General features: G+C 72.0%; 21 protein-coding genes. 5 read left to right on the plus strand and 16 right to left on the minus strand.

The window, feature by feature from the left end; translation table 11 throughout:
• Positions 1 to 341 precede the first annotated feature (341 nt).
• Positions 342 to 911, plus strand: coding sequence for a hypothetical protein (locus tag ACF1DX_RS11645; RefSeq protein WP_391790999.1), 570 nt, complete (start codon positions 342 to 344; stop codon positions 909 to 911).
• A 50-nt stretch (positions 912 to 961) separates the two neighbouring features.
• On the opposite strand, the gene ACF1DX_RS11650 is transcribed toward ACF1DX_RS11645, so the two are convergent.
• Both ACF1DX_RS11650 and ACF1DX_RS11655 read right to left on the minus strand, forming a co-directional pair.
• Positions 962 to 1,687 (minus strand): glycoside hydrolase family 11 protein, encoded by a 726-nt coding sequence (locus ACF1DX_RS11650; protein WP_391791000.1) that lies wholly within the window; start codon positions 1,685 to 1,687, stop codon positions 962 to 964.
• 469 nt (positions 1,688 to 2,156) lie between these two features.
• Entirely contained in the window at positions 2,157 to 2,582 is a 426-nt protein-coding gene (locus ACF1DX_RS11655; RefSeq protein WP_391791001.1) for a hypothetical protein, read from the minus strand.
• 603 nt (positions 2,583 to 3,185) lie between these two features.
• On the opposite strand from ACF1DX_RS11655, the gene ACF1DX_RS11660 reads away from it, so the two are divergent.
• Both ACF1DX_RS11660 and ACF1DX_RS11665 read left to right on the plus strand, forming a co-directional pair.
• Positions 3,186 to 5,105 (plus strand): CHAT domain-containing protein, encoded by a 1,920-nt coding sequence (locus ACF1DX_RS11660; protein ID WP_391791002.1) that lies wholly within the window; start codon positions 3,186 to 3,188, stop codon positions 5,103 to 5,105.
• Positions 5,102 to 6,223 carry a ComEC/Rec2 family competence protein gene (locus tag ACF1DX_RS11665; RefSeq protein WP_391791003.1) on the plus strand — a complete coding sequence of 374 codons (1,122 nt, stop codon included), beginning with the start codon at positions 5,102 to 5,104 and terminating at the stop codon, positions 6,221 to 6,223. The genes ACF1DX_RS11660 and ACF1DX_RS11665 overlap by 4 nt, the downstream gene beginning before the upstream one ends.
• Positions 6,224 to 6,244: 21 nt before the next feature.
• Here the strand turns inward: ACF1DX_RS11665 and ACF1DX_RS11670 are convergent, their stop codons facing one another.
• Positions 6,245 to 7,555 (minus strand): CHAT domain-containing protein, encoded by a 1,311-nt coding sequence (locus tag ACF1DX_RS11670; RefSeq protein ID WP_391791004.1) that lies wholly within the window; start codon positions 7,553 to 7,555, stop codon positions 6,245 to 6,247.
• 46 nt (positions 7,556 to 7,601) lie between these two features.
• On the minus strand, positions 7,602 to 7,925 hold the full coding sequence (locus ACF1DX_RS11675) for a hypothetical protein (RefSeq protein ID WP_391791005.1): 324 nt from the start codon (positions 7,923 to 7,925) through the stop codon (positions 7,602 to 7,604).
• Between the two features lie 269 nt (positions 7,926 to 8,194).
• Between ACF1DX_RS11675 and ACF1DX_RS11680 the strand changes: the two genes are divergently transcribed.
• Positions 8,195 to 8,374 carry a hypothetical protein gene (locus tag ACF1DX_RS11680; protein ID WP_391791006.1) on the plus strand — a complete coding sequence of 60 codons (180 nt, stop codon included), beginning with the start codon at positions 8,195 to 8,197 and terminating at the stop codon, positions 8,372 to 8,374.
• 28 nt (positions 8,375 to 8,402) lie between these two features.
• Here the strand turns inward: ACF1DX_RS11680 and ACF1DX_RS11685 are convergent, their stop codons facing one another.
• The 6 genes from ACF1DX_RS11685 to ACF1DX_RS11710 form a co-directional block, all read right to left on the minus strand.
• Positions 8,403 to 10,616 carry a hypothetical protein gene (locus ACF1DX_RS11685; protein WP_391791007.1) on the minus strand — a complete coding sequence of 738 codons (2,214 nt, stop codon included), beginning with the start codon at positions 10,614 to 10,616 and terminating at the stop codon, positions 8,403 to 8,405.
• On the minus strand, positions 10,613 to 12,067 hold the full coding sequence (locus tag ACF1DX_RS11690) for a hypothetical protein (protein WP_391791008.1): 1,455 nt from the start codon (positions 12,065 to 12,067) through the stop codon (positions 10,613 to 10,615). Before ACF1DX_RS11690 ends, ACF1DX_RS11685 begins: the two co-directional genes overlap by 4 nt.
• A gap of 261 nt (positions 12,068 to 12,328) precedes the next feature.
• On the minus strand, positions 12,329 to 13,108 hold the full coding sequence (locus ACF1DX_RS11695; protein ID WP_391791009.1) for a hypothetical protein: 780 nt from the start codon (positions 13,106 to 13,108) through the stop codon (positions 12,329 to 12,331).
• Positions 13,109 to 13,469: 361 nt separating this feature from the next.
• Positions 13,470 to 14,201, minus strand: coding sequence for an SDR family oxidoreductase (locus ACF1DX_RS11700; protein WP_391791010.1), 732 nt, complete (start codon positions 14,199 to 14,201; stop codon positions 13,470 to 13,472).
• Positions 14,202 to 14,240: 39 nt separating this feature from the next.
• Positions 14,241 to 14,630, minus strand: coding sequence for a 5-carboxymethyl-2-hydroxymuconate Delta-isomerase (locus ACF1DX_RS11705; RefSeq protein WP_391791011.1), 390 nt, complete (start codon positions 14,628 to 14,630; stop codon positions 14,241 to 14,243).
• Between the two features lie 61 nt (positions 14,631 to 14,691).
• Positions 14,692 to 16,131: an MFS transporter gene (locus ACF1DX_RS11710; protein ID WP_391791012.1), complete on the minus strand. Its 1,440-nt coding sequence runs from the start codon at positions 16,129 to 16,131 to the stop codon at positions 14,692 to 14,694.
• A gap of 184 nt (positions 16,132 to 16,315) precedes the next feature.
• Here ACF1DX_RS11710 and ACF1DX_RS11715 point away from each other — a divergent pair, with 184 nt between their 5' ends.
• Positions 16,316 to 16,669, plus strand: a complete 354-nt coding sequence (locus ACF1DX_RS11715; protein WP_391791013.1) for an ArsR/SmtB family transcription factor — start codon at positions 16,316 to 16,318, stop codon at positions 16,667 to 16,669.
• A 29-nt stretch (positions 16,670 to 16,698) separates the two neighbouring features.
• Here ACF1DX_RS11715 and ACF1DX_RS11720 read toward each other — a convergent pair whose 3' ends face one another.
• From ACF1DX_RS11720 to ACF1DX_RS11745, 6 genes are read right to left on the minus strand one after another with little or no spacing between them, the layout of a single operon-like run.
• Positions 16,699 to 17,964, minus strand: a complete 1,266-nt coding sequence (locus ACF1DX_RS11720; protein ID WP_391791014.1) for a hypothetical protein — start codon at positions 17,962 to 17,964, stop codon at positions 16,699 to 16,701.
• A 5-nt stretch (positions 17,965 to 17,969) separates the two neighbouring features.
• Positions 17,970 to 18,842, minus strand: coding sequence for an FAH family protein (locus ACF1DX_RS11725; RefSeq protein ID WP_391791015.1), 873 nt, complete (start codon positions 18,840 to 18,842; stop codon positions 17,970 to 17,972).
• Positions 18,843 to 18,898: 56 nt separating this feature from the next.
• Positions 18,899 to 20,656, minus strand: a complete 1,758-nt coding sequence (locus ACF1DX_RS11730; protein WP_391791016.1) for a thiamine pyrophosphate-binding protein — start codon at positions 20,654 to 20,656, stop codon at positions 18,899 to 18,901.
• Positions 20,653 to 21,855: an enolase C-terminal domain-like protein gene (locus tag ACF1DX_RS11735; protein WP_391791017.1), complete on the minus strand. Its 1,203-nt coding sequence runs from the start codon at positions 21,853 to 21,855 to the stop codon at positions 20,653 to 20,655. Before ACF1DX_RS11735 ends, ACF1DX_RS11730 begins: the two co-directional genes overlap by 4 nt.
• Positions 21,848 to 22,729: an alpha/beta hydrolase gene (locus ACF1DX_RS11740; protein ID WP_391791018.1), complete on the minus strand. Its 882-nt coding sequence runs from the start codon at positions 22,727 to 22,729 to the stop codon at positions 21,848 to 21,850. The genes ACF1DX_RS11735 and ACF1DX_RS11740 overlap by 8 nt, the downstream gene beginning before the upstream one ends.
• Positions 22,730 to 22,741: 12 nt before the next feature.
• Positions 22,742 to 24,406, minus strand: a complete 1,665-nt coding sequence (locus ACF1DX_RS11745; RefSeq protein ID WP_391791019.1) for a GH3 auxin-responsive promoter family protein — start codon at positions 24,404 to 24,406, stop codon at positions 22,742 to 22,744.
• Positions 24,407 to 24,434: the final 28 nt, after the last annotated feature.

A 24,434-nucleotide genomic window follows, 5' to 3' on the forward strand; every position in this document is an offset into this window, starting at 1 on the left:
TCCAGGAAGACATCGTTGACGGTCCCGGGCCGCCGCCGGCATGGCGGCGGCCCTCGCGGTCCGGCGGAGTCCGTGAGCGCGCGATGACGCCGGGGGCGCCGGACGGTACATCACGCCGGCCGGTCGGCCGCGTCCCACCCCGGTCCGCGGACCGGGGTGGGACGCGACGGCATCGCTGAACCGCCGGATCACCGGCAGCCGCCCTCCCCGCCGTCCTGCCCGCGTGCCGCACCCGTCCGGCTCAGCCGCGATGGCGGTGGGGCCGGGGCCGGGCGAGAGTGGGAGAGTGCTCGACGTTTCCGTCGGTGCGCCCCCGGTTCGCTGTGTGAAGGAGCACCATCATGTCCGAACGCAACACTCTCATCCGCAGCCTGCACGATGTGGGTCTGGCCGCATGGTTCGGCGGCTCGCTGATGGGCGCGGTCGGCCTCAACGGTGCGGCTCAGGACGTGGGCGGACAGGGGGCGGCCGCCGACCGGATCTCGTCGTCGGGATGGGCGAAGTGGGTGCCGGTCAACGCCGCCGCCATCGGCGCGCATCTGTTCGGTGGCGGCGGACTGCTCGTCGCGAACGCCCACCGCGTCGCCACCCAGCAGGGAGTGGCCGCCTCCACCACGGCCAAGACCCTCGTCACCGCCGCCGCTCTGGCCGCCACCGCCTACGCCCGTGCCCTGGGCAAGAAGGTCGAGCTGGCCTCGTCGACCGATCCCGAGGACGTCGAGAAGGCTCAGAAGCACCCCATCGACCTCGACAAGGCGCGGCGGCAACTGGCCACCGCGCAGTGGGCGGTGCCGGCGCTGACCGGCTGCCTGGTGGTGCTCAACGCCCTCCACGGCGAGCAGCAGCGTCCCACCGAGCAGATTCCCGGCATCTGGGAGCGGGCCCGTTCCGCGACCCACTTCATGGCGTAGGGCCCCGCCCTGAGGACGGGGCCCGCGGCCGGTCGTTCGCCGGGCAGAGGTCAGCCGCTGACCGTGATGGTCGAGCTTCCGCTGCTCTGGTAACCCTCGGTGGCCATGATCATGTAGTACCTGAACTGGCCGAGGTTCATGCCCGCGCGGGCCCAGGTGTCGAAGTGGTTGCCGGTGGTGATGGTGCCGGAGCCGCTGGTCACCTTCGACTGCCGGACGCTCCAGTACTGGTCGAAGGTGCGGGTGCCCTCGACGGAGGGGGCGTTGTACCGCGTCGTCCTGTAGATGTCGTACGTGCCGCCGTCGCTGTGGACGGTGCCGCGGTGCTCGCCGGTGGGCCGGTAGCTGCCCCAGTTGTCGACGATGTAGTACTCGACCAGCGGGTTCGAGGTCCAGCCGTAGAGGCAGCCGTAGCCGTTGCCCGACGGGTTGAACCAGCCGGTGTAGCGGACCGTCCTGCGCCCGCCGGTGTTCCAGCCCTTGCCGGCGACGAAGTTGCCGCAGTTGGTCCACCGGGTGCTGTAACTGCCGCCGCCGTTGAGCGTCATGGAGACGGAGCCGCCGCCGTCGGTCCAGAACGAGTAGTACATGCCGTCGTAGCCGGTCTGGTTGGTGGTGATGGTGGTGGCGGCGTGGGCGGTGCCGGGCAGCAGCAGTCCGGACGCGGTGGCGAGCGCGACGGTGCCGGCGCCGCCGAGGAAGCCTCGCCGGCTCAAGCCGCTGAAGGGAGCGGGGTTCTGCTGGATCCGGTCCTGCTGCGTACCGTTCTGTCGCATGTGTCCTCCCGATGAAGGCTGGTGGGGGGCGGGCGGCTTCTGCCGTCCGCGGCCTTGCATGGAACACGGCGGGGGGTCACCCGTCGCCGTGCCGCGACGACCGGCCGCCGTTCCCGGTCACATGACGCGAGGGGAACGGCGGTCTCCTGTCGTCCGGTGGCCACAGTTTTCGTAGAACGCCATGACCCTGTCAATGCTTTCGACGACCTTTCGGAAACACTTTTTTCACCAGAGGAGGCCCTGGCGGGCAAATCTTCCCTGCTCAAGCAGCCTCTCACGCGAACCGCCGTGGGGGATGGAATGAGATGAGAGAGGGAGGTAACGCAAGCACATCCGCACCTCTCCGAAAGTTTCGATCAGGTGGGGACGCGACTGCGACGCCCCCCTGGGAACGACCGCGCGCGAGCGGCCCGGGTCACCGCGTACGACGCGGGACGGCGCAGTCCCCGACACGTTGTGGGCGGTCGCGTCATTCCCCAGGGCTGCGGTCACGTGATTCCCCGGGTGCTGCCGCCGCCTTCTCTCTGTCGACCGACCACGTCGTGTCACCCGGTGGGGTGCCTGCTGTGAGGATGTGGCCGACGATCCGCAGCGCCTCGGGCAGCGGCACTGTGTCCTCGTCGAGGTACTCGTCATGCTGGCCGTTGGCCAGGACGAAGCCCTTGCTCCGGCCGGCTGCTCCGGGTGTGACGGCGTGCTCGCCGGGATCGGCCTCGTCATCGAGCAGCATCACCATCGCGCGCTCGGCGTTCGTGATGACGGCCAGAGAACGACCGTGCGAACTGGTCGGCCATGTCTCCAGCCGCCCGCCGTCGGTTCGCTCCCGAAGCACCGCCAGCGCCGTCGAGGGCGACACCGGAACGGTGCCATCGCTGAAGATCCAGGACTCGACCATGCGGATGACCTTCTCCTATGCCGCGAGCGGCCCGGCCCAGCCGGTCGACGGATCGGCAGCAGAAGTCCGGGGGCGCTTGTCGGGGCGGCGGCCGGGTCCGTCCATGATGACCCGGGCGTCCTTGTCCGGGGCAGCCGGGTGAGCGACAACGCCGACCGGCACGGGAACCGGCGGGCGCGCACGCTCGCGCCCTGGCCGACGTCGTTTCCGCACCGAGCGGGCTCACCGCTCCGTCTCGCGAAGGACACACGCACCGATCCGCTGAACGAGCAGAGCCCCAGAAGACGGGATCAGTCCGCCCTGCGGAGGGCATGGAGCCGGCATCGCTGCCAGAACCTCGTTTCGTCCCCTCCGCACGGTGGACGCGCAGTCGCGCGACGACCCGGCCTCTCCAGGGAGGTCATACCCCGGTCATCGGTGTCCGCGCGCCCCCGGCCCTTTCCCGCAAGACTCAACTCGTCCGGCCACGCGGGGAATACGATGAGTCGGGCGGTGCACGGAATGTGCCGCATGTACCCATCGTTCCCGGCCCGGCCCGGGCGCCGGCGGGTGGGCACCGCCGCCGCCCGGACGGTTCGCGCCACCGGAAGAGGACGGAGTTCCATGACCGCTCAGGACGCCGCCACCGCACTGGTCGGTCTGTGGCCGGACCTGCCACGACTGGTGGGCCCGGACTGGCCGCATGTGCGCGCGGAAGCCCTGAGTCTCGTCGGCCGGCTCGCCGAGGCGGGCACCGACGAGGAACGCGTCGGCCACACCGAGGCCCTGCTCGAACTGCTGCTTCCCTACCCCGCGGCGGCCGGCGTCCTCGGCACGGCCTACCACCGTGGGCGCCGGTCCTCCGGATCGGTGACGGAGACGCCCGACTGGACCGAGCTGTGCCGGCTGTACGACGCCATGCCGCGCGAGCAATGGATCACCGCCCGGTTCGCCCCGGACGCCCGGGGTGCCGGGCCGGCGTCCGAGCGTACCCGCCGGCTGCTCATCGGTATCGACCGTGCCGCCCATCCGTACGCCTTCGACTCCGCCCAGCTCGACCTGTCGCTCCCTCCGGAGGCGGACGCCGGCGTCCTGGACGTCGACGTGTACGGAGCGCCGGAAGCCGTCGCGGTGGTGCCGGTGCACCGGTCACTCGTCGTGCGGCGGCACATGCCCGATCCGGCGACCGACCCGTCCGAGGCGCTCTTCGACGTCACGTTCCTCGACGACGACAGGCCGGTCTCCCTCATCGTGGTGTTCCGCACTCCGGACGGGCACGCTCCCCATCAACTCCGCCTCACCGCCGACCCGTCGGGCCTGCTCGCACAGGAGATCCAGCTGGCACCCTGGCGGGTCGCCCCGGTCTCCCCCGCGACACGGATCGCCCTGTCGCTGACCCTGACCTCGACCGGCGGCACCCACGTCCTCACCGTGCGGGACGGTACGGGCAGTGCCACGGCGGAACTCCCCTACAGCAGCGCCGACCTGGACCTTCTGGTGCAGGAGGCGAGGCGCGGAATCGAGGATCTGCTGCTGGGGCCGCAGGGCCTGATGTACGAGTCGTCGCTGGACATCCCGGAGGAGACGTACCGATCCGATCTCCGCCGGCTGGCACGATCCGGCTTCGACCTCTTCGACGCCCTGTTCCGCCCCGACGGCGGCAGCCCGGGCCTGCGCAGGGTCGGCGACATCGTCATCGACGCTCTCGCGTCCGCCGGACCGGACCACGCCCCGTCCGTCGAGGTCGTCAGCGACGGACCGAACCTGCCCTGGCACCTCATGTACCCCGTCGACACCTTCGACGACAGGCGGCTGTCGCCGTACCGTCTGCTGGGCCTGGGGGCCAGACTCACCCTCGTCCCGCTCCGCTCCGGCCACCACCAGCGTCACCGCACGTCGTACGTGCCGCGGCCCGCCTCCGAGGCGACGGCGTTCATCGCCGTCAACACGGACATCGACCGGGCCGGGACCGCGCGGCCCCGCACGCTGGTGGCGGGACAGGCCGACTACTGGAAACGACGCATCGCCGACCGCGCGGAGGTCGTCGACGACGCGGAGAAGGTCACCGAGGCACTGCGCAAGCCGATGCGGCCCGACTCCCTGTGGTACTTCTACTGCCACCTCACGGGCGGCCGGCAGCCATCACCGATGGGTGACATGGCCCTGGAGTTCACCGGAGGACGGCAGGTGGGTCTGCGGGACGCGAGACGCGACGCCCCGCCGGACGTGCCCCTGCCGGGCGCCCCGCTCGTCGTTCTCAACGCGTGCGCGTCCTCCGCCCGAGGCTCCGCGCTGCGCGCGGCGTTCTCCTCCTACTTCCTGAGCAAGGGTGCCCGTGCCGTGGTCTGCACCGACAGCGAGGTGCCCGCGGAACTCGGCGCCGCATGGGCCCGCCGCTTCTTCGACCGCCTGCTCGCGGGTGACACCGTCGCCACCGCGCTGCACCTGACGGCCCGCGAGCTTGTCAGGAAACACCACAATCTGCTGTGCCTGCTCTACACGGCGTTCGGTACCGCAGACGCACGGATGGTGACCCCCTCATGATCAGTGTCGAGGCGTTACCCGCGGCACACGGCGACTGCCTGTGGGTCGAGTGGGACGACGGGCCCCACCGGCGCCGCATGCTCATCGACGGCGGCCCCGGACGACACGGGACCCTGCCCGCCGGGCTGGCGGCGCGTTTCGCGCGTCAGCCCGAGAACCAGCGGGAGTTCGAACTCGTCGTGTGCAGCCACATCGACGACGACCACATCGTCGGGCTGCTGCCGCTGCTGACCGCGCCGCCGAAGAACTTCCGCGTACGCGAGGTCTGGTTCAACGCCCTCGAACACACCGGCCCCACGGATACGCTCGGGGTGCGCAGCGCCGAGCGTCTGGCGGCGTTCCTGCGCGAGGGCCGGATTCCCTGGAACACCGCCACACAGGGCGGCCCCGTCGTCGTACCCGAACCGGAGGGTCCGCCCACGTTCCCGTTGCGCGGCCTGACCCTCACCCTGCTCTCGCCCCGACAGGAGCAGCTGACCCGGTTGCGCACCGAGTGGCGCGCCAAGGCGGCCGCCCGGGCGGAGCGGGACACCCTGGGGTCCGCCGCCGCACCGACCGGGTTCGACGCGCGTGTCCTCGCCGAGCTGGCCGCCCGGCCCCATCGGGCCGACCCCTCCCCGGCGAACGGCTCCAGCATCGCCTTCCTGGCCCGGCATCCCGACGGCAGCAGCGTCCTGTTCGCCGCCGACGCCCACGCGGACGTCCTGGTCCACTCGCTGCACCGGCTGTGGCACGGCAACGGCTACCCCGTCTCCCTGGTCAAGGCGCCCCACCACGGCAGCGCGCACAATGTGAGCGCCGGTCTGGTCGCCGCGGTCGAGTGCCAGGACTGGCTGTTCTCCACCAACGGCGGCCGGGGCCACGAGAAGCGCGCACAGGCCGGTCACTCGACGCACCCCTCGCCCGAGACGGTCGCCCGCATCCTGCTGCGGAACGCCGCGGGCGAGACCGGCCCGACCGAGCCGCACTCCACCTTCTGGTTCAACCACCGCACGCCCAGCACACTGCGCTACGCCCACCCTTCGCTGGCGGCGCTGGGCCTGCGGACCGAATATCCGCGGCGGGACACCGACGGAATCACGGTGGCCGTCTCGGCCGGCCGGGTCTCGCGGGGGTGAGGAGACCGGGTCCCCTCGCGGTCACACCCCCACGTAGGCGAAGCCGGCCCAGTGGTCGGGGTGGGCGTAGGAACACGCCCCCAGGCCGCCGGGCAGGGTCATCAGGGCCAGCCGGAAGCGGCGGGCGGCCTCCGGGGGGAGCCAGGCGGCGCCTTCGGTGGTGGCCTCGGTGAACTGGGCGAGCTTCTCCCCGTTGGTGGTGTCGCGCATCCAGCGCTGTGCCCGCGTGAGTGCCTCGGGAGGGGCCACAGGCTCCTTCTGATGGCGCCAGAGCCGGTAGAACTCCGTCATCAGCATCGTGGTCGCCACGTCTCCGACCTCCCACAGGGAGGCGAGCACCCCGGCCGCGCCGGCCTGGAGCAGCCCGGTGGGCAGGGCGACGACCTCGTCGGGCAGGTCCGTGCCGGGCACCAGGGTCTCGCAGGCCGACAGCACGGCCAGCCGCAGGCGAAGCCGCAGCGTCAGCAAGTCCCGGAGCCGCAGCCGTTCGGTGCCCGCGAGGAGCAGGTGGCTCTCCAGAGGTGCGGTCAGATCCGCCTCCCCGTGACAGGCCAGATGGGCGACGTCGGCCTCGCGCAGCGCTTCGGAGACGGCCCGCGCGTCGGCGGCCGCCCCGGCCAGCGGCGTGTGCTTCCCGGGAAACGCGGCGTGCGCCACCGTCGCCTCGGTGCCGGCGTACTCCAGGGGCCTGCCGGGCGGCGTACGCAGCGGAGCGGCCACGGTGAGCAGCCGCCGCGCGGGAATCCGCGACATCGCACGGGCCGCGCTGAGGGCACGGGCGTTGGGCACGTAGTTCAGCGTGTGGTGATCGAGGGCGTAGCGGCGTCCGGCCGGTCGGCCCGTGTCCTCGGTCCAGGCGGCGTGCAGCGGCAGCAGCCCGAGGAGCCCGCCCGCCACGAGCGTCGCCGCGCCCGGCACGGAAAGCCGCCGCAGCACGGGTTCCATGACGGTCGGCCACAGCCAGGCCGTGATCTCGTCGAGAGCCGAGTGCCAGGCCTCCCCGTCCCGCGACGACGCGTCCTTGTCGCGGGCGTGCGCCGCGAGGTACGGCAGCACCCGGTCGCGCAGCGCCTGCGCGGTGAGCGACGGCAGCGGTACGTGTTCGACCCGCGGACCGCGCACGATCAGCGCCAGCCCGCCCGGCTCGGCCGCGGTGAGGTAGACGAGCGGGGCACCGGAGGCGGCGGCCGCGATGTCGTCCATGGTCGGCGGTGCGAGGAACGAGGCGAACTGCCGCACCCCGTCGATCTCGACATTCCGGATCTCCCGGACGACGTCGTCCAGTTCACGGCGCGCCGCCCGGATCTCCTCCACGTGGTCGTCGTACGTCACCCTCGCTCCTCCCGTTCCCGGTGACCTGCCCGCCGCTCGATGACCCTCATGCGCCGCCGTACGCCTCCACGGTCCGCCCCGGCCGTGACGCGGCGTGTGCGTACCGGCCGGCCGGCCGGGCCGGGGTGTACGGTCCGCGGTCCGCCTCGTGCAGCCGGCCGGTCATCGCCGCCGACACCGGCTCCTCCCGGTCCCGGTGGTGCCCGGTGCAGCGGCAGGCGGCCAGGTGGGCCCTCGACAGGTCCGACACGGCCACCGCGCGGCGCGGTTTCGAGGCGCCGGGGCCGGGCAGGGCGGCACGGGCTCGGCGCGGCGGTTCCGGAACGCGTGCGCCGGGCATCTCCTCGGCCGGGAGCCGGTGAAGGTCCAAGTCGGGCTCCCTCTGCCGCGGGCGGAGCGATCCCCTCATTATGGACCGGCCCCGTTCCGTCGTGCGGGGAGAACGGGGCAAGTGGCGGCCGCGTGGTCGCGGTTGACGGACCGTCCGGTCAGCCGGGCATCCGGGCATCCGGGCATCCGGGCATCCGGGCATCCGGGCATCCGGGCATCCGGGACGGACAACGGTGCCCGCGGGGGAAGCGCACGTGGGTGTCACCGGGCGGTTCCGGACCATTCAGTTGACACGCCGGGCAGGAGGCCTTGGCGGACGCATCGGACGCGGCGTCCGGAACGGGAAGCGCATCGCGGGACGGCGAGGACGACACCCTCGTCAACGGCCGGGCGCTGCCGCGGGAAGAGGCCCGCCGACTGCGTGTCGGTGACATGCTCACCTTCGCGAAGGGGCTGCGCGCCCATGTCGCGGCGGCGCGACCGGAGTGACGGACGGCCGGGGTGAGGCGAAGGTGGCTCAGGGTGCGTCGGCGGGCCGGACCGCCGAGCCTTCCAGATGCCTGAGCCGGCGGGCGGCGGCCGCCAGCCGGCGCAGCAGGGCAGGCGGCAGTCCCGCGGGCGCCGGGCCCGTCTGCGCGGCTCTGAGCAGGAGCGCCTCACTGAGGAGAACGCACCGTCCGGTCTCCATCAGCCGGGCTGCCTCCCGTGGGTCACCGGCCGCCACGGCGGCGTAGGCGGCCTCCCCGGCGAGGCGGCCGCCCGAGCGCAACCACCAGGTACCGAAATGCCGGTCCGCCTGACGCCGGGCCAGTTCGTTGAGGGTCTCGACCGCGATCCGGTAGCCCAGGGCGGCGTCCCGGGGGCGGCCTTCCCCGCTCGCCCAACGGCCCCAGAGCGAGCCGATCCACAGCAGGGTCTCAGGGTCGGTCCGCGGGGCGTCGGCCCGGACGCGCCGAACGGTCCGCCGCAGGGCCGGCAGGGACGCCTCGACCAGACCTGCCTCGGCCGCCGCGAGCGTGACGACGAGCAGCGTGGCCCGGATACGATGCCGGTCCAGCGGGACGGCACGCCTGCGGGCCAGGGAGCGGACCGAGGCGAGCGCCTCGAGCAGGCCGGCCCGGTGGTCCGCGGCCGGGGGTGCGCCGTGGGGTACGTCACGGGACGGGGCCTGGGTGAACACGTAGCGCTCGAAGCGCGACAGGGCGAGGACCAGGGCGATCCGGACGTCCTCCGGTGAGCGCGGCGGACCGTCCGGGGCGGCCTGCTCCAGCTGGACAACGGCCTGTCGCAGGTCGTCGGGGTCATGGCTGAGGGCGAAACGGTCGCGCCGGGCGCCGCCGCCGCCGGCCAGCGCGGCACGCCGGACGGGCGGAGGCGGACCGGCCCGCAGTGCCGCGGTGAAGGTGTCGAGCGCTGTGTCGAGCAGGCCGAGGTCGGCCGACTGCCGTGCGATCTCCTCCCTGACCACCGCGAGGTTGACCAGCCACGCCGGGCGTTCCCCGGTCCGCGCCACGGACGCCCCGGCGGCCTTCTGGGCCAGATCGAGCGCCACCTGCAACGCCGCCAGCTCTCCGCCGGTTTCGAACACGCGATACCAGTACCCCGAGTAGTGACCGAGCACGGAGGCCCGGTCGGGGGACGTCACCGGCACGGCGTCCAGGGCCTCGCGCAGTGCGGCCCCTGCCGCCGTGAGGGCCGCGTCGGCCGGGTGGCGCTGGTGCAGGTCCAGCAGGGCCACACCCAGGTCCAGCGTCCGGCGGACGCGGTGCGGGCATGTGGCGGGGGTGGCCTCGGCGGCCGCCGACAGCAGGTCCACCGCCGCGTCCAGATCCGCGGTCCGGCCACGGGCCTCGTACCGCTGCCGCAGCACGGCGCCGAGGGTGTGGGCGATGTCCGCCTGCCGGACCCCCGCCTCCCAGACGGCCGTCAGCTCCCGGACCGCGGCGTCGAGGTGAGCTGTGCGGCCGTCGCGCCAGAACGCGTGCAGCCGTCCGAGGGCGAGCCGGGTATGACAGTCCGCCCATGCCGCGGTGCCGGCGGCCGCGCCGCGTGCGGCACGGCGCAGCAGCTTCATCGCCGTGGTGCGGTCCCGCGTCGGATGCGGGCAGTCCGGGGTTTCGGACAGTTCCAGCAGAACCAGCCCGAGGTTGCTCTGCCGGGTGGCCAGACGGGGCGAGGTCAGGGGCGTCAGCGCGACCGCTTCCGACGCCCATGCGGCGGCTCGGCGCAGGTACCCGCCGTCTCCCACCGCGTAGTGGCACAGCAGGTGCGCCCGCGCGGCGTCGTTCAGCAGGGCGGCGCGCAACGCGGGGTGCGCGGCGGTGAGGGCCACCTCGTCCAGTACCGCGGCCCATTGCGCGGTCCACCGCTCGGCGGCGGTGGCACGATCGGACGGGGAGGCCGCCTGTTCGAAGCAGGTCTCGGCACGCTCCGCCATCCGGTGACGGTGGGCGACATCCGCGTAACACAGGGGGTCGATGACCGGATGTCCCTCGGGAAAGACCGCGTCGGGGTCGGTGCGGCAGCGGTCCAGGAAGCGCAGGTGCTGCTCGGCCAGCCTCCGGACGGCCCGCGGGCCCCGGCGCGCCGTTCGTCTGAGGACGCTTTCCGCTGTGCCGCACAGCACCTCGGGGTGTGCCCGTACGAGCGCGCCCGCGCGGTGGTAGTCGTCCTCCGCGAGGTAGGCGCGGACGACGCCGGCGAGGGCGTCCTCCGTCCCCGCGGGGGTCATTCGACGCCCCGCAGGGCGGACTCGAGCCGCTCCAGGGCACGGGTGTAGCGGTCGCGCAGCGGCTCCGGCAGCCGCTGTGACGACATCCGTGCGAGGCCGAGTTCCTCGCTGAGCAGAATGGCCCTGCCGCGTTCGAGACGAACCGCCGCGTCCGGCACACGCCCCTTCATGGCCAGCGCGTAAACGGACTCCTGGGTGAGCCCGCGCCACGCGACGAGCCAGGCCTCCCGGTGACGGCGTACCGCCTGGGCCAGGTGCAGTGTCTCCGCGGCGCGCAGCAGGTAGCCGTCGGCTTCGCCCGCCTCGTCCCACGCCGAGCGCCGTACCGCCCAGCGCATCCAGTTGCCGGCCGCGGCCAGCGTCATCTCGGGGGCTGTCACCAGACCCGCGTCGCACGACCGCCGCAGCGAGTCGCGCGCCGTGGCGATGTCGCCGGGCGCTCCGGTCTCTTCGGAGATGATGCGCCACGCCTCACCGAGGACGTTCAGCCGGCTCGCCAGGTACGGCGCGGTGGGCGGGGTGAGGGAAACGGCTTCGGCGAGTACCTCTGCGGCCTCCCGGAGAGCGGACCGGCTGTGCTCCGGCCGGCCGCCCAAGCGGTACATCTCGCCCAGGTCCGACAGCGCGTTGCCCAGGTTGGCCAGGAACGTGGCCCGTCCCGCGAAGCCCCACGGGGACACTTCGATGGCCCTGCGGTACGCCGCGACGGCTGCCTCCAGGTCCCCCAGGTCGACGGAGTCGCCCGGCCGTGGCATCACGCGCCCGGGGAACCGCGCGCCGAACCGGGTGAGCAGCGCACTGCCGAGGTTGCTGTACCAGCCGCCCAGTTCGGGGTCGTCCTCGTAGGCGTACGTGGTCGCGCGCCGCGCGAGTGCGACGGCTTCCTGGAGGTCGTCGTCACCGCCGTGGCGTTCGTAGCGGTCCATCCGCAGCATGCCGACGTTGCTGCAGAGCCGCGCCCAGGCGCGCTCCTCACGCGGAAGGGCGGCCAGGGCGCGGGTGCCGAGATCGATCGCCGCGTCGAGGTCGTCGAGGGAACCGGTGGCGTCGTAACGGTCCCACAGGCACAGCACCATGGTGGCCGCGTACCGCGCCCAGGCCACCGATCCTCCCGGCGCACCGACCAGCGCCGTCTCGGCCGCCGTCGTCGCGGCGGCCAGGTCATCGGGGTCGCCCGTCAGGTCGTAGCGGTCGGTGAGCACGACGGCCAGGTCGTTGGCGCGTTCCGTCGGGTCGTGCCGGTCGGTCTCGGCCGCGCGGCGGTATCCGGCCACGGCACGGTCGAGATCCGCGACGTTCCCGAGATTCCAGAACCGCCTGCGGTACGCGTCGCTCAACCGCACGATCAGCCGTGTCAGCGTCTCGCTGCCGGCCCCCGCGCTCTCGGCCGATCTCAGTTCCCTCTCGGCGCGCTCCGGCTCCACGGCGTCAGCGTCTTCCCTGTCGTCCACCGGCGCCACCGCACCCTCTCCCCGACAGCCCGCCCCACCGCGTCGGCTGTTCCAGGGTACTGAGCCGGATCCGCGGCGGGGCGGCATTCCCGACGGCCGGAGGGCGAGGGCCTCGTGACCGCCCGGCCGCGGGACACCCCGGCCGCCCCGCCGAACAGGGTCCGCACGGTTGTCCGCCGCTCACCGACGGCCCGGTTCCGGCCGGCACCCGGCCTCGACCGGCCCGACGCTTCTGCCGGGTCTGCCCGGTCTGCCGCGTCGTCACGGTGCCGTGGGGCCGGACGCGGGGTCCGTGGGCAGCGCCGCGGGGCCGGGCAGGGCCACGGTCTCCAGCAGCCGCTCGGCGTACGCCCAGGCAGCCGACTTGACCCAGGACGCCCGCACCAGCAACGCCTGGAAGGCCACCAGGAGTGACTCCATCGCCAGGAGCAAGGCCAGCAGCGGGATGCCGGGCCGGCCCAGAAAACCGGGCGCGGTGAACATCCAGGCCAGCACCGCCAGCAGCCCCGTCACGGCGACTGCGAGGGCATACGGGCGCAACCCGAGCGCATTGCGCCGGAACCCGTATTCGCAGTTCTGCTCGAGGACCAGTTCGCCTCCTGGCAGTCCGCGGGCCCGGACCCGCAGGGCCAGTCCTGCGGCATCGTAGATGTGGTCCGCCTTCTGCGGGTCCGCGGCCTCCTCCTGTTCGGTGGGCAGCCGTAGCGAGGGACCGGTGATCTCCTGAAGCCGGGCGTGCAGAAAGCCGAGTTGGTGCCGGTTGGTGGGGCCTCGCCAGCGCAGCAGTTGCACGCTGGGCTTTCCTCCCCAGGCCTGGAAGAGCCGCTGCTCGATACGCTTCCCCCTGCTGCGGCCCAACTGGTCGGCGAAGAGGGGCAGTCCGCTCAGCAGGACCAGCGACCACAGCCACTGCGTCCTGGGAAGGTTCTGGACGCCCGCGGCAAGGGGCAACGCGAGCGGAAGCAGCGCGATGAGGACGGGTCTGAGCCGCGCACGCCGGCTGTACTTGTCGAACAGGACCAGGAACGCGCCGTGTCCCATGGCTCCCTCCCCCTTGCGGTCGGCCGGCCATCGGCACCCGCACAGACCCGTCGGCTGGGATACCCCCTCCGCACTCCTGCCATGCGAGCGTCGTCGACGGCCTCACGCACTGCGCCGGGCACACCGGCTTCACCGGCGTTCGGGAGCCAGGTGAGCAGGAGAGGGCCGAGCACGCCGGCCGGCCACTGACCACCCGGGCGCGACCGAGGCGTGCGCCTTGCGGTCAGCCGTCGAGGACGGCTGACCGCAGGGGAGGGAACTCCCTCGTGCACATGATTCGGGCACCGGCCTTGGGCTGGATCGGCGTCCGGACGTCGTCACCGGTACCCGCGGTGAACGTGCCTCACGTCGGCGCCGGATGTCAGGCGATGGTCCCTCCTCCGTCGACGTACACGGTGGTGCCCGTCGCATAGGCGTTGGTCGCGAGGAAGAGCACCGCTTGAGCGACGTCGGCCGCCTCACCCACACGTCCGACGGGCAGGCGCCGGGCCACGGCCTCGTACATGTGCTCTCGGGCGGTTGCCTCCATTCCCTCCCACAGCGGGGTCCGCAGCAAGCCCGGTGAGACCGCGTTGACGCGCAGCGGGGCGTACTCCAGGGCCAGGCCGCGGACAAGGGCCTCCAGGGCCGCGTTGATGGCGCTCTGCAGAGCCGATGCCTTGCCGGGGCGCTGGGAGAGGTAGCCGGCGAGCAGCGTCAGCGAGCCGGAGGGCTTGACGCGAACGGCCCGGGCGATGCGGTACGCGCCCCAGAACTTGCTGTCCATGGCGGCGTACGCGTCGGAAAGCGGCAGGTCGTCGATGCGCCCCATGGGGGTCTCCCCGGCTGTGACGACGACGTGGTCGAACTCCCCTGCGGCGGCGGCGAACCTGTCCACCTCTTCGTCGGAGCGGATGTCCAGGGCCTGGCCGGTCGCCGCTCCGTCGAGTCCGGCGAGTTCGGCGAGTTCGGTGAGGGCCGCTTCGAGCCGCCGCGGGCTGCGCGAGGCGATGACAGTGTCGGCGCCCTGCGTGACGAACTCGCGGGCGGTGGCCAGTCCGACGCCGGATGTGCCGCCGACGACCAGGACACGCTGGTCTGCGTATGCGCTCATGACGGATTCTGCTCCTGTACCTGGATGGGGCTCGGCCGGTCAGGCCGCCGGACGGCTGCCGTGGTCCTCGGACCGCGTCCGGGCATAGCTCGGGCGGTCGAGTTCGGTGATCTGGACGGAGATGTCGCAGGCCGTCTCTCGCAGGGCCGCTTCGAAGGCGTCGGCGAGCACGGCCAGGGCGGCCTCGCTCACCGCCGCTCGGACATCGGGGGACTTACCGCCGAACGTCCGCACGTCGAGGTTGACGAAGGACTGCTCGCGGGTGCCGTCTCCGATGAGGTACTGGTCCATGCGGACGGCACGGCTCTTGAAGTCCTGCATACGGAAGCCGCCGACTGCGGCCAGCTCGGTGTGCAGTTTCCCGAAGAGGACGGCCGGGTCCATGGGCTCCCGGATGTTGCCGGAGTACTCGAGTACGAGGTGAGGCATGGGACTCCTTTCCGATCGGGGGGGCGGGGAAAGGCCGTACCGTACGGCCTGACGCCGGCCGTCAGTGGGCGTCGACGGCACTCGGGGCGGGCGTGGCCGCCGGCGGTGACGCCTCGACGGATGTGCGGGGCTTGCGGAGGCCGGTCACGCTCAGCACCGCGCTGACCGCGAGGGTCGCCACGGCCGAGAGCAGGGCGGCACGCAGTCCTGACACGAAGTGGTCCGAGGCCGCCTCGCCGACGAGCAGGCCCATCACCGCGACCCCGACAAGTCCGCCCAGCTGGCGCGAGGCGTTGAGGACTCCGGAGGCGATGCCGGCGTTGGCCGGGTCCACCGAGCTGAGCATGGCGTTCGTCATGGACGGGACGACCAGGCCGATACCGAAGCCGGCGACGACGAACTGGACGGTCATCTGCGCGTACGCCCCGGAGCCGACGACCGGCACGGTGGCCAGGTAGCCGACGGCGGCCAGCGTGTTGCCGGCGATCAGCACGGTCCGAGCGCCGTAGCGCCTGACGAGCGGGCCGCACGCCAGGTTCGCGACCATGATGGCGGCCGTCATCGGCAGGAACGCGAGTCCGGCGACGATGGGCGAGTAGTCCCAGACCTGCTGGAAGAAGAGGCTGAAGACAAAGATCAGGCCGTAGAAGGCGAAGTTCAACAGCACGCCGATGAGGGACGTGGAACTGAACGCCTTCCGGCCGAACAGGTGCAGCGGCAGCATCGGGTCACCGCTACGGCGCTCCACCGTGACGAAGCCGACGAGCGCGACCAGGAAGACGGCCAAGCCGGTGAGGACGACGGCTGAGGTCCAGCCCTGCGCGTTGGCCTCCACGATCGCTCCGGTGAAAGCACCCAGGCCGACCACGGCGAGCGCTTGGCCGGGCAGGTCCAGCGAGCGTCGGAGCGAGGTGTCGCGGGCAGGGGCGGGCCTGGCGTAGGCACGGATGAGCACGATGCCGAGGGCGGCGATGGGGACGTTGACGTAGAAGATCGAGCGCCAGCCGAGCGAGTCCACCAGGAGGCCGCCCACGACCGGACCGAGCGCGAGGGCGAGTCCGCCGGCCGCGGCCCACAGGCTCACGGCACGGGTGCGCTCGGCGGGGTCGGGGAAGTTGGTGTTCACGATCGACAGGGACGACGGCACGATCATCGCGGCGCCGACGCCCTGGACGACGCGGGCCGCGGTCAAGGTGACCAGGGAGGGGGCGGCTCCGCAGGCCAGCGACGTCACGGCGAAGAGCGCGAAGCCCATGATGAAGATCTGCTTGGGGTCGTACCGGTCACCCATGGCGCCGGCGGTCAGGAGGAAGGCGGCGAAGGTGAGCGTGTAGCCGTTGATCACCCACTCCAGACCGGACAGACTGCCGCCGAAGTCCACGGCGAGGGCCTTGGTGGCGACGTTCACGACGCTGACGTCCAGGATGACGACCACGAAGCCGAGGCAGGCCGCGAAGAGCGTCAGTCCGGGCCGGGCCTTGTGAGGTCGGGTGTGTGGCACGGGGGTTCCTTCCTTCGCGCCGGAGGGTGGTGGGGGGTTACGGGAGTCGGGCCATGGGCCGCCGACTCCGGTAGACTGTTCGCCCACAAGCGAACAGTCGGAGTGTACGCAGATCATCGAACACTCTGCAATCCGTGCACGGCACTCGTCACGGACCAAGCGAGTCAGGACGGAGCAACCAGCCATGACGGCACCGAGCCGGCAGCCGACGGCGGTCACGGGAAGCCACCGCACGCCTCCGGTCCACACGCATCCTGGTGAGGTCCCGCTGGAGACGGCGCTGCTCGCCCTCGCCGACCCGGTCCGGCAGACCCTCGTACGCGAGCTCGCCGGGGCCGGGGACTGGGAGCGCTCGTGCGGAAGCTTCGACGTGCCGGTCACCAAGGCGACCCTCAGCCGCCATTTCGCGGTGCTGCGTGAGGCCGGGCTCCTGGAGCAGCGCGACGCCGGGCCCAAGCGGCTCAACAGGCTGCGGCGCGCCGAGTTCGACGAGCGCTTCCCCGGCCTGCTCGACCTGGTTCTGCGGCAGGGCGGCTGACGGGCCCACGGCTGTCGACGGGCCCATGGCTACACCTCCCGGGCCTCGCTCCGGCGCACCGCGTCCGGGCGCACCGCCCGGTCGCGCAGTGCCTTCGCCACGCCCCGCACCACGTCCGGGTCGGTGCTCGGGGTGCCGAAGGCGAGCGCCGTCGTGAACACCCCGCCGAGGGTCCCGAGATGCAGGACGACGCCGTAGTTGGCACCGGTCCGGTTGACCACGGTCCGATAGCCGGTGACCCGATCCGTGTGCGGGCCGAGGGCAGGGTCGACGACCCCGACGTTGGTGATGCAGATTCCGGGGGCCGACCCGGCGGCCGCCGCCTCTTCGACCGCCCTGCGGATCGCCGCGTGCTCCCGCATCGGCGGGCGCCAGGCCGCGTCCGCCCGCTCGAGCAGCGTCGCGTAGTCCCGCGCGTGATCGAGCAGATCGCCCCGGTCGAGCCGCAGGGGCACACCCAGTACGTTGATGAAGCAGCCCACGTCCGGCAGCGCGGCACTCTCCGTGTACCGCTTCCGTAGGGACACTGCCGTGAACAGGGCGACCTCCGAACGGCCGGCGGCCGCCGCGAACGACTCGGCGAGCGCGACCGCGAAGAACTGATTGACCGTCACACCCCTGCTCCGGCACCAGGCCTTGAGCGCCAGGCTCTCCCGGCGGGTGAGCGTCAGCGGGACGAAGTCCGCGCCCCGCTCGCACCACGGCCGGTGATCCGCGAACGGCACGGGCTCGGGCCGCGCAGCGAGCGGCGCGGCCGGCCGCTCGGGCGGACGGTAGGTCAGCTCGTCGCCGTTGGGGGCCACGCTCCGCACGTCGTGAGGACTCGGCGCGTCCGCGGGGCCGAACAGCGCGTCCAGCAGGGCGCGGACGACGGCTCCGGTGGAATGGCCGTCCGAGATGGCGTGGTTGCGGGTGAAGTAGAGGTGCGCCGTCCCGGCGCCGGGGTCGCGCACGAGACGCAGTCGCCACAGCGGACCACCGGTCGGAAGTACGTCGTTGAGCTCCTGTCGCAGTACGTCGTCGGGCGAGTCGGGTGCGGTGAGCAGGCTCTGCCGTATCTGCCCGGCGCGGGGCCCGGGGCCCGTGGTGAACCACAGGCCGTCGGGCCGCTCCTCGATGCGCAGCGCCAGCAGCGGCAGTTCGCCGGCCCAGCGCTCGGCACCCTGGCGGAAGTGCTCCGGACCGAGGTCGCCGCGCACCGTGATGTGGGTGGTGACCTGGGTGGTGCCGTGCATCAGGGCGTGGGTGTACGCGAACGCCGCCTCGACGTCGCTGAGTCTGCGCGGCGGGGCCACGGCGATCACTCCTGCCCGGGGCCGCGCGTCCACGCCAGCGGGTGGGACAGCCGCACCCCGTGGCTCGCGACGTCGATCGTGACACGGTCGCCGTGCATGGCCCGGAAACCCGCGTGGAAGCTGCTGCGGTCGGCGCCCAGGTAGACGTAGTGCACCCGGCCGGGGTGATGGAGGGCCCCGTAGGAGAAGAGGCGGGACATCATCGAGGGCAGGTCGTAGTGGAGCGCGTCGGTACCGGTGGTGAACGAGCCCTTCCACGCGGGCGCCCCGCTCCGCTCGATGGTGACCTCGCCGGTGACCGAGCGGGGCGGCTCGCCGAGGTGCAGCCAGGGGGCCACGCCGGCGTCGCACAGTTTCGCGTACGACAGATGCCCGGCATGCTGCTTGAAGCGGCCGATGTCGGTGAGGTCGTTGCCGAAGGTGTAGCCGACGTAGCGCGGCATGCCCTGTGCGTCACCGACGTGGACGAGAACCACCTCGGCCTCCTCACACACGGCCACGGCGTCGGCGGGCACGGACAACGGCTCACCCGGCACCTTCAGAGCGCCCCCGAGTCCCTTGACGAACCAGTTGGGCTGGTCCGGGACATCGGCGTCGACCTTCACGTTGTGCGTCATCATGAAGCCGCTGACCAGGGCGTCCCCGACGTGTGCGGGCAGCAGCGGCGGCAGCATCCGTACGCGGTCGCTGTCGGCGGCCGGTACGTCGACGGGGGACCGGCCCCGTACGAGGGCTTCCTGGTCACCGTTCGCCGCGCTCAGCAGTGCGGCCAGGCTGTCGCCGGCCAGGGGGTACAGGCGCAGGGGGGCGCCGGACTCGGGCAGGCCGAGCCCGAAACAACGCTTGTCGTCATGGACGCATTCGAAGACCACCGTCATGGTGGGTGCCTCCTGGGAAGTCGCGGGTCTTGGCAGGTCACCGGGGGCCGGGCCGGTCACTCCATGAGGATTTCGACGAGGACGGGCTTGCCGCGCTCCTTGATGTGGGAGACCGCCTCGCGCACGGTCGGCGCGACGGCGTCGATGTCCTCCACGCGCGGCAGGGTGTGCACGCCGAACGACTCGGCCAGAGTCACGAAGTCGACGGGCCGGTCGTAGAAGCTGGTCGCGATGTGCGCGCGGTCGGTGTCCCGGTCGCGGTTGCCGGCGATGCGCTCGGCGTGCTGGGTGGAGTTCAGATAGAGGCGGTTGTTCATGACGATCACCAGCAACGGCACGTCGTAGGCGGCGAGGGTCCACAGCGCGCTGGGCGTGTAGAGGAAGTCGCCGTCGGCCTGGAGGTCGACGCAGAGGGTTCCGTCGCCCTGATGGGCGAGGGCCGCGCCGACCGATGCGCCGAGGCCGTACCCGAGACCGCCACCGCCGTTGAGGCCCAGGTAGCTGCCGGGCCGTTCCAACGGCCAGAGCTTCTTCACCCAGCCGTCGATGGTGAGGCTGCCGGTGTTGGTGAGAATCCACTCCTCGTCCCGGACGGCCCGGTGGATCTCGTCGACGGCCGCGGAAACGTGGATGCGTGTCCGGCCCTTGGCCTCGTCCGCCTGGCGGGCCCAGTCGGCGCGCGCCTCGGTGTGCAGCGCGGAGAGGGCCTTGACGCGCTGTTCGCGGCGCTCCGTGAACGCCGGTGCCGCGAAGGGTCCGGACGGGTCCTCGACGACGGAGCGCAGCGCGGCCACGGAGTCCGCGGTGTCAGCGGCGACGGACCGGGTGACGGGTACGAACTGCTGGTAGTCGGCGGCCCACTTGCTGGTGAGCAGCTCGCTGAAACCGAGGGTGACGACATCGGCGCCGTTCGCGGGAGCGCCCTGGTCGGTGAGCGGGAGGAAGGAGCCGAGGGCGCCCACCAGGTCCTGCACCTCAAGGGCGACGACCAGATCGGCCTCGGCCAGCAGCTCGCCGCCGGTGTGGCTGACGTTGAGCTGGTGCGTGTTCGAGAAGTTGAGCCGATTGCCCCGGTCGACGACGGCCAGACCGAGCAGGTCGGCGAGCGCGACCAGGGGCTCGACCGTGTCGGGGTCACGGCCGGAGAAGTCGACGACCAGGACCGGCAGTCGGGCGTTGAGCAGCCGTTGCGCGAGGTCGTCGAGGTCGGCACGGCTCAGCGCCGGCAGCCGGGTGGCCTCGGTCGCGCTCGCCGGCAGCAGTCGTACGCCGTCCTCCAGAGGCTGCTCCTGTACGTCGAAGTCGAGCGCGACGAACACCGGCGCATGCATCGGGGTGTTCATCAGCTTGAAAGCGCGGTAGAGGGACTCGACCGTGGCCCGCTGGCCGATGGGCTGGTCGCACCACTTCACGTAGTCCTTGACGACGGACTCGATGTTCTGCGAGGTGTGGATCCAGTCGATCCAGGGACGCCGCTTTCCGGCGTCCACGGGGCCGTTGCCGCCGATCACGAACAGTGGTACGCGGTCGCACCAGGCGTTGAAGATCGCCATCGAGGCGTGCAGCAGCCCGACGTTGGCGTGCACGAAAACGCCCATGTGCCGGCCGCTCGCCTTGTGATAGCCGTGCGCCACGGCCACGGCGATCTCCTCGTGGCAGGTCATCACGATGTCGGGCGCGATGTCGGCATTGTCCTCATGGACGAGGGAGTCGTGCACGCCGCGGAAGGACGCGCCGGGATTGAAGGCGACCTTGTCGATGCCCTGCTGGTGCAGGAACTCCACCACCAGGTCGGAGAAATAGGACGTCGTCATACGTGTTCCTTCGCAGAGGGCACGGCAGTGGACACCGGATGCCAGGACGGGTCGGTCTCGGTGCGGCTCGACACAGCCCAGTGAGCTGCGTGTTCGTTGAGATCGAGCCCGAAGCCGGGTCCTGCGGCCGGGGCGATGGTGTTGGTGGACCGGCATACGGCCGGGCGCGGTGAGACGACCATCTCGGGAAAGAAGCGGTCGGCTTGGCCGGCCTCGACGGTGAGGGCGTCGCCGTGTGCGAACGCCAGGGCGCGGCCCACGTTGATCAGGGGGCCCACCTCGGCGACCTGCACCCCGATCTGGAACGCGAGCCCGGCCCGGCGTGCCAGTCCGATCAGCCGGGCCGCGGTCACCGGGCCGCCGTTCTTGGCCACGCGGATGTTGAAGGCGTCGCAGGCCCCGGATTCCACGGCCCGCCGAGCGTCCTCGAGGGTGCACACCGACTCGTCGAGCATGACGCCGAGTCCGGTACGGGCCCGCAGCCGGGCGAGGTCCGCCCAGGAGCCCTTGGCCAGCGGCTCCTCCACCAGGTCGGCACCGGCATCGCGCAGGGCTGCCAGATGCCCGGCGGCCTCCTCGGGGGACCAGCTCATGTTGGCGTCGACCATGACCGGGACGCGGTCCCCGAGGCGGGCACGGATCGCGCCGACCGTACGGACGTCGCGGCGGATGTCATCGGCCGCCTTGACCTTGACGAAGTGGAACGGGCCGCGGGTGTCGAGGAACTCCTCGACGTCGAGGCTGAGATCGAGCACCTGGGACACGGGCAGGACCGCGGGAGGCACTGCGGGCGCCCCCTCGCTGGGCACCAGCTGCCGCCCGTTCAGGCCGAGTCGGCGTCCCAGCAGGTCGAGGAGCGCGGTCTCGAGGAGGCAGAGCAGGTTGTTGCCGCCCCGCAGGCCGAAGGTCTCGGCGACCCCGGCCTCACGCAGCCGGGTGAGGAGCGTGGCCGGCTCGGTGGAGCGGAGCCGCGCGAACACCGTGTCCAACGGCAGCCCGTGCAGCGCCGCCGTCACGGACTCGGTGGTCTCCCCGGTGACGTACGCCCGGGGGGCGCATTCCCCGAGACCGGTCGCCCCGTCGGCCTCCAGGCGCAGCACGAGGCTGTCGGAGGCCGAACGGCGCTTGGCGGGATGGTCGAAGCCGACCGCCATGGGCAGCTCGACCCGGTAGAGGGTGGCCCCGGCCGGTTCAGGCATCGCGGTCCAGCCCCTGGAGCAGGGTGAAGGTGGACGCCCAGTCGACCAGCCGGGCGCGGACGTCGGTGTAGAAGAGGTAGTGCTTGTCCGTCGCGAACTGGACCAGGGCACCGTGCGCCCCGGTCATGCGCAGGAAGGTGGCGCGCGCGTCGTCGAGGTCCACGATCGGGTCGGCGACCCCGGACACGTACGCCGCCGGGACCGGGGGCAGCTCCCGTCCGGGCCGCATGTACAGCGTCTCCAGGCCGAGCAGCACGCCCCGGGAGCGCCGCGTCAGGGAGCGCACCGCCAGGTCGTCGTGGTCGATGAAGTGCCGGTGCCGTACCTCGTCGGTGAAGTCCTCCGCTCTGAGTCCGGCGTCCCACAGCTCTCGGCCCGTCTCGGCCGCGAGGGCGCCGCGCTGCTCGTCGTCGAGCGTGGCGTGCAGCTTGCCCAGCCAGGCCGAGCAGAAGACCGCGGCGTCGTAGCGGGTGGTGAAGTCCGGGTGGTGCATCAGCGCCGCCATGAAGGAGCCGCCGAGGCAGTGCCCGAACAACGACAGCGGCACCTCTTCGCCGATCGCCCGCCGCACGTGCTCCACGGCCGTGATGTAGTCCCGCAGCACGGTGTCCACGTCGGGCAGGTCCTGCCGGTCGCCCCCGCTGATTCCGCTGCCGCGGCGGTCGAGGACGTAGAAGGCGATGTCGTTGTCGGCGAACTGCGGGCCGACCTCCCACAGCCAGCCGGCGTGGGACTGCAGCCCGTGGAAGTAGAAGACCGCTCCCTTGACCGGTCCGCGCGGGCGCCACAGGTGCAGCGCCAGCTCGGCACCGTCGACCGGGAGCCCCACTATCTCGCGGCGGATGTTCTGCGGCGGCCTCTTGGTCTCGATCACGTCGGACTCCTTTCAGCGACCGGTGAGGGCGGCGACGAAGTCGACGTCCCGCTGGAACGGCTTGTACTTGTACTGCGTGGCGTTGCCCGCCTGGCGGCGGCTCTCGACGTACGCGGCGATGGCGTCCCGGGGCACGGTGACGACCTCCAGCGCGCCGAGCCGGCCGCTGTCCCTCTTGGAGGCGTACTCGATGTTGATCTGGTGCAGTGCCGCGTCGACGGTGTCCGACAGGGCCCGGTCCAACTGGGCGGACGGCTCGGTGACCTCGGCGACGACTACGTAGTACGGCGGCTCCGCCCAGCGCGGGCCGCACATGTACAGCCCGCTTCCGAGGCCGTGGGCCGCGAGGCCCCGCTGGATGGCCTGGGTCACCTGGGACTCGGTGATCTTCTCGCCGGTGAAGGAGTGGAAGACGCCGTCGCGGTGCACGAAGTGGATCCAGGGGGTGCCGTCGACGATGCGGTCGACGTGGTAGATGTCCCCGGTCCACAGGCGGTAGAGGCCGTTGCCCTGCGTCATGATCAAGTGGTAGTCGCGGCCCGGCTCGACCTCGTCGAACAGCAGGGTCTCCACCGGCTCGCCGTTCTCCACGAGTTCCCCCAGCGGCACCTCGGCGGGCACGAACTCGAAGTACGCCTGCCCCACGGCGAGCGGCTGGCTGTGCGGCGAGTCGTCCACCGGGATGGTGGTGACACCCTCGGTGCCGCAGCTCATGAACGGCAGCTTGGCGACGCCAGGGAAGACCGCGTCCAGCTTGGCGCTGTACAACTCGGCCGAGGCCGAGAGCCAGCAGGTGTAGAGCGTGAGCGACGGCCACACGTCCCTGAGGCTGAAGTCCGGCCGGCTCAGCACCTCCTCGAGGTGCCGGGCGGTCTCCTCGTCGGGCCGGGTGTACGGTCGGCCCTCCAGGGTGCCCGCCCGCACTTCCGCGACCAGCCGCTCGGCGTGCTGGGCCAGCGTGTCGCGCAGAGAGATCAGGGTGCTCGGGTTGATCGACGAGATGTAGTGCAGGTCCTGGCCGAGCAGGTGCCGGATGCGGTGGTACATGCGGCCCTCGTGGCTGCTCGGCACGTCCGGGCCGAACCAGGGCGACTCGTACCACGGCGGGTTCCAGTCCCGGCTGTTGATCTGCGGGTGCCGGTTGCTGATCGCCTGGTGGCCGATGCCGTGCACGAAGTCGAAGACGTCCTCGCGCACGGTCTGGGTGTCGAGCGTCGCGTACGGATGCGCCAGCAGCTCCGGGTGGTACTCCAGGTACGTCCCCCACATCGCCTTCATCGCGGGGATGCGGTAGGTGAGGAGCCAGTGCAGGGTGTACGGGACCAGCTTGGGGGCCCCGGTGGTACCGCTGGTCTTGAGCCAGCGCAGCACCGGACTGCAGGTCAGGGTCCCGCCCTTGGTACGGGTCTCCCTCTCGATCTCCGGGAGGAAGTCGTCGTAGCGCATGACGGGCAGCACCGCGCGGAAACGGCCGGGATCGGCGGCGACGACGTCGTAGCCGTGCTCCCTCCAGTGGACCGAGCCCGCGCTCATGTCGATGATGTCGGCGAGGACACGCTGCTGAGCCAGGCCGGGTTGCTTGAGGTCGGACAGCAGGGAGTCCCGGGCCTGCCGGCATTCGTCCGCGAACGGGGCACTGCGGTCGTGCCAGTGTTTCTGCCAATGAGGTATGTCCACGACTGCTCCTGAGAAGTCTGAAGTGGTC

It is taken from the genome of Streptomyces sp. NPDC014676, assembly GCF_043084105.1.
Classification (GTDB): domain Bacteria; phylum Actinomycetota; class Actinomycetes; order Streptomycetales; family Streptomycetaceae; genus Streptomyces.

Bases quoted from the DNA above. Each gene is read 5' to 3' on its own strand.
- ACF1DX_RS11735 (WP_391791017.1), bottom strand. From the start codon at position 21,855: ATGCCTGAACCGGCCGGGGCCACCCTCTACCGGGTCGAGCTGCCCATG.
- ACF1DX_RS11655 (WP_391791001.1), bottom strand. From the start codon at position 2,582: ATGGTCGAGTCCTGGATCTTCAGCGATGGCACCGTTCCGGTGTCGCCC.
- ACF1DX_RS11695 (WP_391791009.1), bottom strand. From the start codon at position 13,108: ATGGGACACGGCGCGTTCCTGGTCCTGTTCGACAAGTACAGCCGGCGT.
- ACF1DX_RS11685 (WP_391791007.1), bottom strand. From the start codon at position 10,616: ATGACCCCCGCGGGGACGGAGGACGCCCTCGCCGGCGTCGTCCGCGCC.
- ACF1DX_RS11715 (WP_391791013.1), top strand. From the start codon at position 16,316: ATGACGGCACCGAGCCGGCAGCCGACGGCGGTCACGGGAAGCCACCGC.
- ACF1DX_RS11665 (WP_391791003.1), top strand. From the start codon at position 5,102: ATGATCAGTGTCGAGGCGTTACCCGCGGCACACGGCGACTGCCTGTGG.
- ACF1DX_RS11705 (WP_391791011.1), bottom strand. From the start codon at position 14,630: ATGCCTCACCTCGTACTCGAGTACTCCGGCAACATCCGGGAGCCCATG.
- ACF1DX_RS11660 (WP_391791002.1), top strand. From the start codon at position 3,186: ATGACCGCTCAGGACGCCGCCACCGCACTGGTCGGTCTGTGGCCGGAC.
- ACF1DX_RS11730 (WP_391791016.1), bottom strand. From the start codon at position 20,656: ATGACGACGTCCTATTTCTCCGACCTGGTGGTGGAGTTCCTGCACCAG.
- ACF1DX_RS11725 (WP_391791015.1), bottom strand. From the start codon at position 18,842: ATGACGGTGGTCTTCGAATGCGTCCATGACGACAAGCGTTGTTTCGGG.
- ACF1DX_RS11645 (WP_391790999.1), top strand. From the start codon at position 342: ATGTCCGAACGCAACACTCTCATCCGCAGCCTGCACGATGTGGGTCTG.
- ACF1DX_RS11650 (WP_391791000.1), bottom strand. From the start codon at position 1,687: ATGCGACAGAACGGTACGCAGCAGGACCGGATCCAGCAGAACCCCGCT.
- ACF1DX_RS11700 (WP_391791010.1), bottom strand. From the start codon at position 14,201: ATGAGCGCATACGCAGACCAGCGTGTCCTGGTCGTCGGCGGCACATCC.